The 13,375-nt window shown below is 41.6% G+C and carries 17 protein-coding genes; 15 read left to right on the plus strand and 2 right to left on the minus strand.

Annotation, left to right across the window (positions count from 1 at the left end; all coding sequences use genetic code 11):
* Position 1 precedes the first annotated feature (1 nt).
* The 11 genes from K5L93_RS19120 to K5L93_RS19170 all read left to right on the plus strand — a co-directional run bounded on the left by K5L93_RS19120 (position 2) and on the right by K5L93_RS19170 (position 5,990).
* Entirely contained in the window at positions 2-451 is a 450-nt protein-coding gene (locus K5L93_RS19120; protein WP_040307189.1) for a nitrate reductase cytochrome c-type subunit, read from the plus strand.
* A gap of 26 nt (positions 452-477) precedes the next feature.
* A complete protein-coding gene (locus K5L93_RS19125) occupies positions 478-1,053 on the plus strand; it encodes a NapC/NirT family cytochrome c (protein ID WP_220721261.1) in 576 nt (191 codons plus the stop codon).
* Between the two features lie 14 nt (positions 1,054-1,067).
* Positions 1,068-1,199, plus strand: coding sequence for a TIGR02808 family protein (locus K5L93_RS19130; RefSeq protein ID WP_220721262.1), 132 nt, complete (start codon positions 1,068-1,070; stop codon positions 1,197-1,199).
* A 77-nt stretch (positions 1,200-1,276) separates the two neighbouring features.
* Positions 1,277-1,861: a molybdenum cofactor guanylyltransferase gene (mobA, locus tag K5L93_RS19135; RefSeq protein WP_220721263.1), complete on the plus strand. Its 585-nt coding sequence runs from the start codon at positions 1,277-1,279 to the stop codon at positions 1,859-1,861.
* Positions 1,861-2,379: a molybdenum cofactor biosynthesis protein B gene (gene moaB, locus K5L93_RS19140; RefSeq protein WP_220721264.1), complete on the plus strand. Its 519-nt coding sequence runs from the start codon at positions 1,861-1,863 to the stop codon at positions 2,377-2,379. The genes mobA and moaB overlap by 1 nt, the downstream gene beginning before the upstream one ends.
* Positions 2,376-2,855, plus strand: a complete 480-nt coding sequence (gene moaC / locus K5L93_RS19145; RefSeq protein ID WP_220721560.1) for a cyclic pyranopterin monophosphate synthase MoaC — start codon at positions 2,376-2,378, stop codon at positions 2,853-2,855. The genes moaB and moaC overlap by 4 nt, the downstream gene beginning before the upstream one ends.
* Before the next feature lie 13 nt (positions 2,856-2,868).
* Positions 2,869-3,117 carry a molybdopterin converting factor subunit 1 gene (gene moaD / locus K5L93_RS19150; protein WP_246615097.1) on the plus strand — a complete coding sequence of 83 codons (249 nt, stop codon included), beginning with the start codon at positions 2,869-2,871 and terminating at the stop codon, positions 3,115-3,117.
* Positions 3,118-3,558, plus strand: coding sequence for a molybdopterin synthase catalytic subunit MoaE (gene moaE / locus K5L93_RS19155; RefSeq protein WP_220721265.1), 441 nt, complete (start codon positions 3,118-3,120; stop codon positions 3,556-3,558). It begins immediately after the preceding gene.
* Positions 3,552-4,277: a molybdate ABC transporter substrate-binding protein gene (gene modA, locus K5L93_RS19160; protein ID WP_220721266.1), complete on the plus strand. Its 726-nt coding sequence runs from the start codon at positions 3,552-3,554 to the stop codon at positions 4,275-4,277. Before moaE ends, modA begins: the two co-directional genes overlap by 7 nt.
* Positions 4,274-4,966: a molybdate ABC transporter permease subunit gene (gene modB / locus K5L93_RS19165; protein WP_220721267.1), complete on the plus strand. Its 693-nt coding sequence runs from the start codon at positions 4,274-4,276 to the stop codon at positions 4,964-4,966. Before modA ends, modB begins: the two co-directional genes overlap by 4 nt.
* A complete protein-coding gene (locus K5L93_RS19170) occupies positions 4,953-5,990 on the plus strand; it encodes an ATP-binding cassette domain-containing protein (protein WP_220721268.1) in 1,038 nt (345 codons plus the stop codon). Before modB ends, K5L93_RS19170 begins: the two co-directional genes overlap by 14 nt.
* Here the strand turns inward: K5L93_RS19170 and moeA are convergent, their stop codons facing one another.
* Positions 5,991-7,232 carry a molybdopterin molybdotransferase MoeA gene (gene moeA / locus K5L93_RS19175; protein WP_220721269.1) on the minus strand — a complete coding sequence of 414 codons (1,242 nt, stop codon included), beginning with the start codon at positions 7,230-7,232 and terminating at the stop codon, positions 5,991-5,993.
* Between the two features lie 335 nt (positions 7,233-7,567).
* Between moeA and K5L93_RS19180 the strand changes: the two genes are divergently transcribed.
* Positions 7,568-8,167, plus strand: a complete 600-nt coding sequence (locus K5L93_RS19180) for a GNAT family N-acetyltransferase (protein WP_220721270.1) — start codon at positions 7,568-7,570, stop codon at positions 8,165-8,167.
* A gap of 6 nt (positions 8,168-8,173) precedes the next feature.
* Positions 8,174-8,449, plus strand: coding sequence for an acylphosphatase (gene yccX, locus K5L93_RS19185; protein WP_220721271.1), 276 nt, complete (start codon positions 8,174-8,176; stop codon positions 8,447-8,449).
* Positions 8,450-8,485: 36 nt separating this feature from the next.
* On the opposite strand, the gene metG is transcribed toward yccX, so the two are convergent.
* Entirely contained in the window at positions 8,486-10,534 is a 2,049-nt protein-coding gene (gene metG / locus K5L93_RS19190) for a methionine--tRNA ligase (RefSeq protein WP_220721272.1), read from the minus strand.
* Positions 10,535-10,737: 203 nt separating this feature from the next.
* Here metG and udk point away from each other — a divergent pair, with 203 nt between their 5' ends.
* Together udk and K5L93_RS19200 are read left to right on the plus strand one after the other, a co-directional pair.
* Positions 10,738-11,385, plus strand: a complete 648-nt coding sequence (gene udk, locus K5L93_RS19195; protein WP_016401799.1) for a uridine kinase — start codon at positions 10,738-10,740, stop codon at positions 11,383-11,385.
* A gap of 115 nt (positions 11,386-11,500) precedes the next feature.
* Complete coding sequence (locus tag K5L93_RS19200) at positions 11,501-13,369, plus strand: AsmA family protein (protein ID WP_220721273.1); 1,869 nt, start codon at positions 11,501-11,503, stop codon at positions 13,367-13,369.
* Positions 13,370-13,375: the final 6 nt, after the last annotated feature.

Below are 13,375 nucleotides of genomic sequence, written 5' to 3' on the forward strand. Positions count from 1 at the left end.
AATGCGAGTTTTATTATCTGGTCTATTAAGCAGTTTACTGCTTTGCGGAGTCGTAGTCGCAAATGACTACGTAAGTAATGGTGGTGTAGCTTCACTGCGGGGCGACACCGAGCTAAATACCCAAAACTCAGCAGCTGGCTTAAAGTCAGTGGTTGAACAAGACAAACCCTATGATGCCGATTATGTGTTTCAACCACCGTTGATCCCACACCAGATCCGTCATTACGAGATGAGCCTTAACGCTAATAAGTGTTTATCTTGTCATAGCTGGAAAAATGCCCGAGAAAGTGGTGCAACTAAAATTAGTGTAACTCACTATGAAGCGCGCGACGGGCAAGTATTGGCGGATGTGTCTCCTCGCCGTTACTTCTGTTTGCAATGCCACGTGCCTCAAAATGAAGCGGCCCCGTTGATTGAAAACGAATACGAACGCGTAGAGTCTTTACGCTAAGCATTAGTTTAACCAGAGGCTAAATTATGAAGTTATTGAAGGCATTTTGGCGCAAACTCAGTACTCCCAGCAAGGCGGCTGTGGGTGTTGTGCTAGCGCTTGGTTTTACAGGCGGTATTTTATTCTGGGGTGCGTTTAACACTGGTATGGAAGCAACTAATACCGAAGCGTTCTGTTCTGGTTGTCACGCGCCGATCGTAGCTGAGATACAAGAAACTATTCACTATTCAAACCGTTCAGGTGTGCGTGCTATTTGTTCAGATTGCCACGTTCCACATAATTGGACTGACAAGATTGTACGTAAGGTTCAGGCAAGTAAAGAGTTGGTTGCCTTTGCCATGGGAACCATTAGTACCCAAGAGAAGTTTGAGGCGCGACGTAAGCACTTAGCAGAGCGCGAATGGCATCGTATGAGTCAAAATGATTCTCAAGAATGTAGAAATTGTCACGAGTTTGAATTTATGGATTTTTCCGAGCAGCGTCCTCGTAGTGTTGCCCAACACTCAGAAGCGTTAGCTAATGGGGAGAAAACCTGTGTTGATTGTCACAAAGGCATTGCTCACCGTTTACCGGACATGAGTGGTGTTGAAGGTTGGCAGTAAAATAAGGAAAACACATGAGTACTTTGGAATCGGTTTTTTGGCATATTTTAGGTTATGCAGCTATGCCAACCATTTTTGTAATGGGTTTCATTGGTGTAGCAGTGGTTTCTTTAGCGGTTTTGTCCAAATGGGATAAAGACCAATAAGTTAGCACGATAAATCTTTTCATCTAAACGCTTAGTAGGCATTATTAGCCTACTAAGTCGTTCAAGCTTTTAATCAAATGCAATCAAATTCCCCCGTAAAGTTAACAGGAGTTGTTCTCGCTGGCGGCAAGTCTCAGAGAATGGGAAGCGATAAAGCTGCGCTTCAGTGGCAGGGGAGCAGTTTACTTAAATCTAGGCTTAGCTTGCTTGAAGAGACATTAAATAACGAATGTTATGTGAGTGGCAATTACCCAGAATTTCGTCATATTGAAGATACTAGTGAATCGAAAGGACCATTGTCCGGCATACTTTCATGCCTTCAAACCCTTAACCAACGGTTTTGCCTGTTCATCCCTGTTGATATGCCCTTACTCAACAAGCAAGTTCTTGATGTGATTATAAATCAACACCAAACTGAACCTGGCAATTACTATTTCTCAAATAGTGTTTTCCCTATAATTGTTGAAGCTAATGCCAAGAACTTGTCCTGTTTAACTGATGTTTTGTCTTTGCCAGTGGCAAAGCAAAGGTCAATAAAAGCTTTTTTAAACCTTATTCAAGCCACTGAAATTGAAATACCAAAAGAATTAGCATCTGCAATGGTAAATACCAATACTCCTGAGCAGTGGCAACATATACAAGATAAAGTTGGAGAATCATAATGAGCCATCTGGCCAACGATACGCAAACCTTCTTAAACATCGCGGTATTAACCGTTTCCGACACACGCAATGAAGATACTGATACTTCAGGGCGTTATTTGGCCGAAGCACTTACAGAAGCCGGCCACAAACTGGCTGATAAACAAATTGTTATTGACGATGTTTATCAAATTAGAGCCATATTAAGTAACTGGATTGCTGACCCGTCAATAGACTGTGTTATTTCTACCGGAGGCACCGGTTTTACCGCACGAGATAATACTCCAGAAGCAGTAAGGGTATTATTTGATAAAGACATTGAAGGTTTTGGAGAATTGTTCCGCCACATTTCTTATACCGAGATTGGAACGTCTACGGTACAAAGTCGCGCATTAGGTGGGTTCGCCAATAAAACAGTGATCTTTTGTGTTCCTGGGTCAACCAACGCTTGTAAAACTGCATGGCAGAAAATCTTGTTGGAGCAATTAAATAGCACCCACAAACCCTGTAATTTTGTGCCTCATATAGGTCAAAAATAATGAGTGAATTTACTCATATTAATGCTTCTGGTGAAGCAATTATGGTGGACGTCTCAGAAAAGACCGAGACAAGTCGTATTGCTAAAGCGCAGGCTTTGGTACAAGTCAATCAGCAAACCGTAGATAGCTTGTTGAATGGAGAACAGCATAAGGGCGATGTGTTTGCATGTGCTCGTATAGCTGGAATTCAAGCGGCTAAAAAAACATCCGAGTTGATTCCTCTATGCCATCCCTTGATGTTAAGTAAGGTCACTGTTGATTTAAGCTTAGATGAAAAAACAGGCATTATTACGGTAGTAAGCACCGCTAAACTAAAAGGCCAAACCGGCGTAGAGATGGAAGCGCTAACGGCGGCTAGCGTAGCTGCGCTAACCATTTATGATATGTGTAAAGCGATTCAAAAAGACATCATTATTAAAGATGTAAAGCTACTAGAAAAGCATGGCGGAAAATCGGGTTCGTTTAGTGCCGAATAATCAGGATGTTTAGATGATAATTAAAGTACTATTTTTCGCTCGTTTAAAAGAGCAGTTAGGTGAAAGCTCGATAAGTGTCGAGCTAGTAGATGGTAGTGATACTAATGCCTTGAAGGAGACGCTGCTTGCTAGAGGCGAGCAATGGTTGGCCTTAAATGATGAGGCGATTTTGATGGCCGTTAACCAAAACCATCTAAGCCAAGTTGTAACCCTAAACAACGGTGACGAAGTTGCATTTTTCCCGCCTGTTACAGGTGGTTAGATGATTAAAGTACAGCTAGAAGATTTTGATGTTGGAGAGGAATACCAACGTTTAAGAGAACGAACCAGTGCTGGCGCTATCGTATTTTTTGTTGGTCTAGTTAGAGATATGAACTTAGATCAACAGGTTAAGGGGCTTCAACTGGAGCATTACCCGGGTATGACCGAGGTGCAGCTGGAGAAAATTGTCGTTGAAGCAAAAACGCGCTGGCCAATCCAAGACGCAAGTATTGTTCATAGGGTTGGGGATTTAGATGTCAGTGATCAAATCGTTTTTGTTGGGGTAAATAGTGCTCATAGGGAAGCATCCTTTGAAGCCTGCCATTTCATAATGGATTACCTTAAAACTAAGGCTACCTTTTGGAAAAAAGAGCGCACTTTAGGCGGTGATGTATGGCTTGATGCTCGTGAGTCAGATCTTAAAGCGAAAGATAAATGGTAGCCCGTTTAGCTTGTATAGTTGCTGTTTTTGTTAGCTCAATTGCTCTCGCCAAGCCCGTTACCATTGCCGTGGCTGCCAATTTTAAACAAACCTTAGAACTATTGGCGGAAGACTTTAAATCCCAACATACTGAATTCAACTACAGAATATCTAGCGCTTCTACCGGGATTTTGTATAACCAAATAAGTCATGGTGCCCCCTTCGATTTATTCTTCTCGGCTGATGACATTCGGCCAAAACAGCTGGTAGAAGAAGGAAAAGCACGCCAGCAAATGGCCTATGCGTATGGCCAGCTGGTATTTTGGGCTCCAAACTTTTTAGACAAAAATGGCGATAAGGTAACAGATAGCAGTTTATGGGATAACTGGGAACAGATGTACGCCTACGCTAACCCAAAACTAGCACCATACGGTTTGGCAGCCGAGCAGTTAGCTAAACAGAAAAACAATGATGCCAAAATAGTGTTAGCGAATAATGTATCTCAAGTATTTCAGTTTATCTCTACGGGTAATGTCGCTGCAGGCTTTGTAGCTCGCTCAATTCAAACTGATTTTAATGGGTCTTATTGGTTGGTTCCGCAAGATTTACATAAGGGTGTTGCTCAGCATGTTGCGTTGCTTAGTGATGAATCTCAAGCTATTGAATTTTATAACTACTTGTTAAGCGAGAACGCACAAACTATTATCACTGAAAATGGATATTTGTTACCCAAAATATGAGCGATGCTGAATACCAAGCCATTATCCTTTCTGTAAAACTTGCAACGATTAGTTGCTTAATCTTATTGCTACTAGGCACTCCTTTAGCTTGGTGGTTAGCGCGCAGTCAGTCAAAACTTAAACATATTGTAGAAGCGGTTGTTGCTTTACCTATAGTGCTTCCACCCACCGTTTTAGGCTTCTATTTGCTGATTGGTTTTGCGCCTAATAGTTTTTTGGGGCAATGGTGGCAGGCTATAACCGGTAGCCAACTGGCCTTTAGCTTTTCGGGGCTGGTATTTGCCTCATGTTTGTATTCCTTACCTTTTGTCGTTCAACCCATCCAAAGTGCTTTTAAGCAAATTGAACCTGGTGTATTAGATGCTGCAAAAGTGCTCAGAATGCCTAGGTGGAAACAGTTGTTGTCTGTGGAGTTACCACTGGCAAAAAGTGGCTTTATTGTTGCGATGGTATTGGGGTTTGCGCACACCTTAGGAGAGTTTGGGGTGGTATTAATGATCGGGGGCAATATCCCTGGAGAAACCCAAGTGATTGCGATTGCGTTATTCGATCACGTAGAGAGTCTTAATTTTGCCGCTGCCCACCGTTTAGCCTTAGTGTTATTGGGTATTTCATTTTTCGCTTTATTGCTCACTTATGGTGTGACCGGAGCTAAGAAGCGGGTAGGGAGTGTGGGTGTTAAGTTTTAATCTACATTATCAAAGAGAAGATTTTGAGTTAAGTGTAAAAGCCCTCTCTTTACCTTTGCTTACCGGTGTGTTTGGGCCGTCCGGAATTGGTAAAACCAGCTTAATGCGCTTACTCGCTGGATTAGAGCACCCTCAAATTGGAGAGATTAAATACCTAGAGCAAGTATGGTTTGATAGCAATAGCTGTTTAGCCTCATATCAACGCCCCTTAGCCTTTGTCACCCAAGGAAGTTTTCTATTTCCTCACTTAACGGTGGCAAAAAACATCAGACTGTCTCAAAGGGTGAGTGCCAGTGATTTAGCATATTTAGTTGAGAGCTTTGGTGTTAAAGACCTTCTTAATAAAAATGCCCTACAGCTTTCTGGTGGACAAGCCCAGCGAGTCGCGCTGGTAAGGGCGCTAGCAACTAAACCCAAAGTATTACTGTTAGATGAAGCGTTCTCAGCTTTAGATCGAAAAGCTGCTACCAATTTACTGAAAATATTAAAGAAGTGGCTAAAGCAACATCGCATCTCTAGCCTGCTTATTTCTCATAATCCAGAAGATTTAGTGTTTTTTAGCGGTAAGGTGCTGTTAATGGAAGACAGCCAAACGCTTACGCTTGGAAATAGTCTTGAGTTGATTAATCAATACAACGGTAAGGCTAAACAAGCCATAGTGTTAAGTGTAGAGCGTTGTGAGCGTTTGGCAGATGAGGGATGGCGTTGGTTTAAGTTGGGCCAGCAATACATCTTAGCCGAGAGCCCAGAGGTACTGGACGAAGGTGTTCATTTAGTGAGTATTTCACCAAGTAACATAGTGTTGTCGAAACAATTTGTAGAAGGTTGCAGCGCTCAAAATCAGTGGCAAGCCGAAGTATTATCGGTTAATTCTTTGGAAGGTACCTATTATGTAGAAGTGAGTTTAGAAGGTGTGGCTTTTAAAGTGCCTATCTCTCCGCAAGCGCAACAGGCTTTGGCATTAAAAATGGGAGAGCAGATATTTTTAATGCACAAAGCAGTTAAGTTACATAATCAATTCTAACTAAAGAATTGGCTCGGCAAACATTTCTATAGTCACCATTTCACCGGCGCTTACACGCCCTCTATCTTGTTCAAGTACTACGAAACAGTTAGCTTCAGTTAAGCTGGTGAAAATGGCACTACCTTGAGCACCGGTCGATTTTACTTCTAGTTGGCCATTGGCACTGATACTTGCAAAACCACGCTGATAGTCTGTTCTACCCGGTGATTTTTTGAAGTCTTGTAAAGACTTCGCCGGTATTGCGAGTGGCTCTTTGTAGTCCCACCCACACGCTTTTGCTATTACTAGCATTGCCAGTTTGTAGAACGTTACATAAGCTGAAACCGGGTTGCCAGGCAGGCCTATAAAGTATGAATTTGGCAGATTGCCGTAAGCAAAAGGTTTACCGGGCTTAATTGCTAGTTTCCAAAAATTTATGTCGCCAATTTCATCTAAAACCATTTTAGTGTAATCGGCTTCGCCTACCGATACACCGCCGCTGCAAATGACTATGTCAGCAACTTGGTCTGCTTTTATAAAGGCTTCAGTAACCAGCTGCTTATCATCGGCAATAACGCCTAAATCTATTATTTCAACAGGTAACTTTGCGAGTAGGGCACGAATGGCAAAACGATTGCTATCGTATATTTGACCATGCTTTAGTGGGTTGCCAGGTTGAATTAGTTCGTCACCGCTAGAAAATAATGCCACTTTTAGTAGGCTTTGAACTGATATTTCGTTAATGCCCAGCGTGGCAAGTAAACCTATGTGGCTTGAATTTAAACGGGTCTTCGCTGGGATTACAATTTGCCCTTGTTTAACATCTTCACCTTTTAAGCGAACATTTTTGCCTTTGTTGATTGGCTGCTTAAATATGATCTGTTGTTCATTGTCTGCGTTAATTTCAGTGTTTTCTTGCATTTCTACAGCATCACAGCCGGGAGGCAGTGGTGCGCCGGTCATAATTCTTACACAATGACCAGCTTCTAAAGCTAGTTGCTGCGTATCTCCAGCAAATACTTTGTGACTAAGTGGAAGAGTTTTATTGTTAGGTAGTTGTTCTGCACAAATAGCGTAACCATCCATCGCGCTATTATCGAAGGGAGGAATATTAATAGGCGACACGATGTCTTCTGCTAATACTCTACCTAGCGCATCTTCTAAACTCACGGTCTGTATTTGGGTTTTTAGGCTAGCGCTATCGCGTAATAAAGACTTTGCTTGTTCAATGGGCATTAGACCTGGTTGGCTACAGCAATCCATGTATCTTCCTATAGGGTAATGAGTTTGAATATAGCTGAAGATTATCGCATTTATATGGGTGTTTATCAGTGATTCTTGGCAATTTATAAAGCAGCGAAAATTTCTTCAATCCCGTTGAAGTTTGTATAGTTTTGTCAGCAAGTTAGCACAATGTTGGTGATTAAGTTTGCATCACAGGTTAAATTTTAGTTTTTGTGCTGCAAGACTAGCTTTGTAAGGCTAAAATGAGGAGCTTATTTTCACCAACAATGCTTTTAACTTAAAGGTAATCTGTGTAACATGTTGTTCACAACTGATCATCGGTCACAGTTTAGACGCTTATCAAGGGAGTTGATATGTCAAGCGAAGCGACACCTAATTTGGTGGTTCGTTCTATTTCAAGTATTGAGCTTTATCAGTTTTGCGAATTACTGATGGAAGCTGCAAGTTGGTTCGAATCCAGAGGCGAACCGCTTTGGAAATTTCATCAAATTACCCCACATTCTTTGCTTGCTAATCATCGTTTAGATGAAATGTACATGGGGTATATTGCAGGCAAACCTGTAGCAGCCATGATTCTAAATAATCGTAGTGGAGCAATTGAAGTAGGAGCCGAAGTAAGACGTGAAAGCTTGTTTATGCACAAACTTACGGTTAACCGGCATTTCGCCGGAAAAGGGCTGGCTAAACTAATGGTTGATTGGGCCCGCTGTTATGCTTTAAACCAAGGGTTCACGTTACTTAGCCTTATATGTAATTGTAGAGATGAACGGCTACGCTGGACGCTTAGTCAGTTTGGTTTTGATGAAGTAGAGCAGCTGAACGCGCAATATCAATTGCAACGCTATTTTTGTTTAGACCTTGATCGCTGTAGCGTTCCCTTAGAGAATATGCCGGTTGAGAGCATCGGCTTCGAATTTACAGGTCTAAACGAAGTAAAACCAGTGCTGGGATAACAGCTGGTGTTTTGTTTAAAGGCTTTAGTTAAGGGTAAGGTGCAGGGCGTTGGTTATCGTTATCACACCCAGCTTAAAGCCCTTAAATTAGATCTTGTAGGTTATGCAAAAAATCTAGACTCTGGAGATGTTGAAGTCGTCGCGGAGGGAGAAGAAGACAAGCTTCTTGAGCTGTTGTCTCATCTTCATCAAGCATCTCCGTATGCGGCGGTGCAAGAAGTTAAAACGCTAAAGATGTTACCAATAGAGCAACTAAGCTACTCAGGTTTTAATACTTACTAAAATTAAAAAAGGCGCTGATTAGCGCCTTTTTATGTTTTACATTACTCGCATGCCCGGTTGAGCACCTTCTCCAGGGCTCAAAATCCAGAGGTCTTTACCACCAGGGCCTGCAGCAAGAACCATTCCCTGAGATTCTCCAAAGCGCATCTTACGAGGTGCTAGGTTAGCTACCATAACGGTTAGCTTACCTTCGAGATCTTCTGGTGCGTAAGCTGACTTAATGCCTGCAAATACTTGGCGAGTTTCGCTACCAATATCCAGTTCAAGACGAAGTAGCTTTTCCGCTTTTTCTACATGCTCTGCTTTAACAATGCGAGCGATACGTAGATCTATTTTTGCGAACTCTTCGAAACTGATGGTATCAGCTATCGGTTCAATCTCGCTGTTAGTTTTGCTTGCTGGCTTCTCTTCTTTTGGGGCTGCGTTAGCGCTAACCAAGTTATCTTTAGAAGCATCAACCATTGCCTCTACGTGCTTCATATCAATGCGCTGCATTAGTGCTTTGAAGCTTTGTATTTCATGATTAACCAAGGTGTTATTTATGTCAGCCCACTTGAGTTCTACATTTAAGAATTGCTCAACTTTGTCTGCTAGCTTTGGTAGTACTGGCTTCAAGTAAGTGATTAACACACGGAATAAATGAATTCCCATTGAACATACTTGGTGAGCACGTTCTAAGGTTTCTTCATTTTTGGCTAACTGCCATGGTGCTTCTTCTGCGATGTATTGGTTTGCTTTATCGGCTAACGCCATAATTTCTCGCATCGCTTTACCAAACTCTCGGCCTTCATATAAGGCAGCGATGTTTGCTTCAGCAGCTACAAATTCGTCTAATAAAGCTTGGTTGCTTACCACTGGAGACAGTGTGGCGTTAAAGCGCTTACTAATAAATCCAGCGGTACGGCTAGCAATGTTAATCACTTTGCCTACTAAGTCAGAGTTAACACGTTGCGCAAAATCTTCTAGATTTAGATCTAAGTCGTCAATTCTGTTGTTTAACTTAGCAGCATAGTAGTAACGTAAATACTCAGGGTCTAAATGGTCAAGATAAGTACGCGCCTTAATAAATGTGCCGCGTGACTTAGACATTTTGGCGCCATTTACCGTTACATAACCGTGGGCATACACACTGCTAGGTTTGCGGAATCCGGCACCTTCTAGCATGGCTGGCCAAAATAGGCTGTGGAAATAGATAATGTCTTTGCCGATAAAGTGATAAACCTCTGCGTCAGAGTCTTTGTTCCAATAATCGTCAAAGTTTAAATCGTCGCGCTTGTCACATAGGTTTTTAAAGCTGCCCATGTAACCAATTGGAGCATCTAGCCATACGTAAAAGTATTTGTCTTCTGTATTTGGAATTTTAAAACCAAAGTAGGGCGCGTCACGGCTAATGTCCCACTGCTGTAGGCCTTGCTCAAACCACTCGTTAAGCTTGTTAGACATTTCTTCTTGTAGCGAACCAGAGATTGTCCAGTCTTTTAGCATGTTTTGAAATGCAGGTAGATCAAAGAAGTAATGCTCTGAGTCTTTAAGAACTGGCTCGGCACCAGAGATTACAGACTTAGGTGACAGTAAATCTGTTGGGCTATAAGTAGCGCCACAGTTGTCACAGTTATCACCGTTTTGGTCTTCGCTTTTACATTTAGGGCAAGTGCCTTTTACGAAGCGATCTGGCAAAAACATGTTTTTCTCAGGGTCAAACAATTGAGAAATTGTTCGAGTTTTTATGTGACCCGCTTGATTAAGCTTGTTGTAAATCTCTTCCGATAGCGCTTGGTTTTCTGGGCTATGGGTAGAATGATAGTTATCAAACTCGATGTGGAACTCGTTAAAGTCAGCACTATGTTCAACGTGAACCTGGTTAATCATTTCTTCAGGGGTCATGCCCATCTGCTGAGCTTTCAGCATGATCGGTGTACCGTGTGCGTCGTCTGCACATACATAGGTACACGTGTTACCACGTAGCTTTTGGAAACGAACCCAAATATCTGTTTGTATGTATTCGAGTAAGTGGCCTAAATGAATAGGGCCATTTGCATAAGGTAAGGCACTGGTAACCAGAATTTTACGTTGTTCGTTTGTCATGTGATCTACTGTTAGCTCAGTCAATTAACGGGTAATTCAAGGGTGCCAATATTACCTTAAGCGGCAGGTGATGCCTAGTATCCTAACGCTTGCCTGAATAACTTATAGGTAATTAAGTTGAAAAATAATGTTAGGCGCCATTCGCATAATGACTAATGGGTATATTGCACCTATAATTGCGGCAAAAGAACTAGGTTATTTCTATGCAAAATCAAGATCATAATATCGTAGTAATTGGGATCTCTGGGGCGTCAGCTTCTGGTAAAAGTTTATTTTCTCAAACCATTGTTAACGATATTCGCACCGAACTGGGTGATAGCTGCATCGCAGTAATTAATGAAGATAGTTACTATAAGGACCAAAGCCATATAACGCCTGAGCAGCGCAAGCAAACTAACTATGACCATCCTAAGTCTATGGATCATGATTTATTGGTAGCACATTTAAAACAGCTTAAAAGCGGTGAGTCCATTGAACAGCCCCAATACAGTTATAAAGTTAATAACCGTATGGCAGAAACCAAGACGGTAGCACCTACAAAAATTATCGTATTAGAGGGTATTTTGTTATTCACCGATCCTGCTATTCGTGAGCAGTTAGATATCAGCATTTTTGTAGATACACCTTTAGATATTTGTTTAGCAAGAAGAATCCAACGGGACGTAAAAGAACGAGGCAGAACTTTGGATTCGGTATTGTCTCAATATCACAATACTGTTCGGCCTATGTTTCTTCAATTTGTAGAACCCTCTAAGCAATACGCTGATGTGATTGTTCCAAGAGGTGGTAAAAATCGAATCGCTATCGACATTATTAACGCTAAAATTCGTGACTTGTTGGCCTCTAATTAGCGGGTTAACTAAACACAGCCAAAACAGACTAGATAAGTAATAGAAATATAAGTTTTAAATTATCATTAATAATTAAGCACATACTTACTCAACAGCTTTGTAAATAGGGAAGATTATGAAAAAGTTGCTCTATGTTGTCGCAGCCCTGATTGTTTTATTGGTTGTCGGTGTTGTCGTTGCGGTATCAATGGTAAATACCGATGATATTAAAGCGCTTTTGGTAGAGAAAACCAAAGAATCAACCGGAAGAGAATTAGTGATTGATGGGGATTTAGCTTGGCGCTTTTTCCCTAGTATTGGCTTTGAACTTGGTAGCTTGCGCCTGCGTGACAACCCTGACTTTGGTGACGGGGATACTGTTAGTATCGCAGGAGCTGAAATGTCAGTGGCCTTGATGCCTTTGTTTAGTAAAAGCATTGAAGTGGGGGATATCTCAGTTCGAGGTTTGACCTTACGCCACCAAACTAAAGCGGATGGAACAACCAGTTTTGACGACTTAAGCCAGTCTAAAGAAACCGAATCAGCTTCAAGCGAACCTAAAAGTACAGAAGAGTCGTCTGGTACATCCGCTGCTGGGTGGAACGTTCGATTAGCTGGTATCGAAATTGTTGATGCTAATGTTGAACTCATCGATTTAGCGCTAAATAAAACTCAAAAGTTAGGTCCTGTTAACTTTACTTTAGACGGTTTAGAACTAGGTCAAGATAACGGTTTTAGCCTTTCATTAAAGTTTGATGATGGCGAAATGTTGGTAGAGCAACAGGCAACAGGTTTGCTATTCATAGCCGAAGACTTTAGTCGAATTGCCTTAAGCGATGTTAGTAATGGCTTGAACTTACAAGGCAGCGCTATTCCAAATGGTGCAATGAATGTTCAAACTGATTTAGCGCTGTCTTACACAGTAGCAAGCAAAACAGCAGAGCTTTCTAAACTGGCAGTAGATATTGATGGCAAAACGCAATTAGTAGGTACCAGCAGCGTAGTACTAAATAACATACCTAGTATCAAATTTGATTTAAATATTCCATTACTCGATACCTCCAACTTTATTAGTGAGTCGTCTGCAAGTAGCAATACAACTGATGATGCAAATTCGTCAAGTGAAGCGCCTGGCCAAGAACAAGAGCCTGATTTAACCGTTTTGAAAACGCTCAATTTAGACGGCACTCTAACAATAGATAAATTACAACATCAGAAACTCCACATAGAGGACATCAAACAACAAGTTCAGATTAAAGACGGAATCCTACGTTTAAAAGAGTTAAGTGCTAACTTGTACGATGGACGGTTAGAGAGTAACGCGGTCATTAACGGGCAAAAGCCAGTGGCTAGTTACTCAATGACTGCAAAATTAAATGGTGTTCAAGCGAGGCCCTTGTTAAGTGACGCTGCAGACTTTGATTTTGTTGCAGGCGGGCTAAATGTAGAGCTTGATCTTAAAGGTACTGGTTTAACGCCTACTGCCATTAAAAAGAAGATATCTGGTCCCATAAACGCTACGTTTACCGACGGCGCTATCTATGGGGTTAATATTCCGCAAATGATCCGCTCCGCTAAGGCTACTATTAAGGGCGGTGATAAGCAGCAAGCGCAGCAAGAGCAAAAAACAGATTTTAGTGAGTTGGTGATAAATTCAACCTTAGGTAAATCCTTAGCTAAGGTAAATAAGATGCAAATGTCCTCACCTTTGTTACGCATCGACGGTAGTGGTCAAACTCATTTGATTAATGAAAGCTTGGATTTCACTTTTATTACCAAAGTTGTTGCTAGCCTAGAGGGGCAAGGTTCTAAAAATGAACTTGCCGGATTGAATATTCCAATTAATGTAAAGGGCAGCTGGACTGAGCCTAAAGTTAACTTAGACATGAAAAAATTGTTTGAAGGTCAAGCTAAAGAAGCGGTTAACAAGGAACTTAAAAAAGCCTTGGGCGACAATGAAGATAGCAAGAAGCTACTAGATAGCCTAGGCGGTTTCCTCAACTAGATGGTA

This window comes from Agarivorans litoreus, from assembly GCF_019649015.1.
In the GTDB taxonomy this organism is placed as follows: Bacteria; Pseudomonadota; Gammaproteobacteria; order Enterobacterales; family Celerinatantimonadaceae; genus Agarivorans; species Agarivorans litoreus.

What these genes read in the sequence shown, in the direction of transcription:
- K5L93_RS19120 (WP_040307189.1), top strand. Translation starts at nt 2, where the DNA reads ATGCGAGTTTTATTATCTGGTCTATTAAGCAGTTTACTGCTTTGCGGA.
- K5L93_RS19125 (WP_220721261.1), top strand. Translation starts at nt 478, where the DNA reads ATGAAGTTATTGAAGGCATTTTGGCGCAAACTCAGTACTCCCAGCAAG.
- K5L93_RS19130 (WP_220721262.1), top strand. Translation starts at nt 1,068, where the DNA reads ATGAGTACTTTGGAATCGGTTTTTTGGCATATTTTAGGTTATGCAGCT.
- mobA (WP_220721263.1), top strand. Translation starts at nt 1,277, where the DNA reads ATGCAATCAAATTCCCCCGTAAAGTTAACAGGAGTTGTTCTCGCTGGC.
- moaB (WP_220721264.1), top strand. Translation starts at nt 1,861, where the DNA reads ATGAGCCATCTGGCCAACGATACGCAAACCTTCTTAAACATCGCGGTA.
- moaD (WP_246615097.1), top strand. Translation starts at nt 2,869, where the DNA reads ATGATAATTAAAGTACTATTTTTCGCTCGTTTAAAAGAGCAGTTAGGT.
- moaE (WP_220721265.1), top strand. Translation starts at nt 3,118, where the DNA reads ATGATTAAAGTACAGCTAGAAGATTTTGATGTTGGAGAGGAATACCAA.
- modA (WP_220721266.1), top strand. Translation starts at nt 3,552, where the DNA reads ATGGTAGCCCGTTTAGCTTGTATAGTTGCTGTTTTTGTTAGCTCAATT.
- modB (WP_220721267.1), top strand. Translation starts at nt 4,274, where the DNA reads ATGAGCGATGCTGAATACCAAGCCATTATCCTTTCTGTAAAACTTGCA.
- moeA (WP_220721269.1), bottom strand. Translation starts at nt 7,232, where the DNA reads ATGGATTGCTGTAGCCAACCAGGTCTAATGCCCATTGAACAAGCAAAG.
- K5L93_RS19180 (WP_220721270.1), top strand. Translation starts at nt 7,568, where the DNA reads ATGTCAAGCGAAGCGACACCTAATTTGGTGGTTCGTTCTATTTCAAGT.
- metG (WP_220721272.1), bottom strand. Translation starts at nt 10,534, where the DNA reads ATGACAAACGAACAACGTAAAATTCTGGTTACCAGTGCCTTACCTTAT.
- udk (WP_016401799.1), top strand. Translation starts at nt 10,738, where the DNA reads ATGCAAAATCAAGATCATAATATCGTAGTAATTGGGATCTCTGGGGCG.
- K5L93_RS19200 (WP_220721273.1), top strand. Translation starts at nt 11,501, where the DNA reads ATGAAAAAGTTGCTCTATGTTGTCGCAGCCCTGATTGTTTTATTGGTT.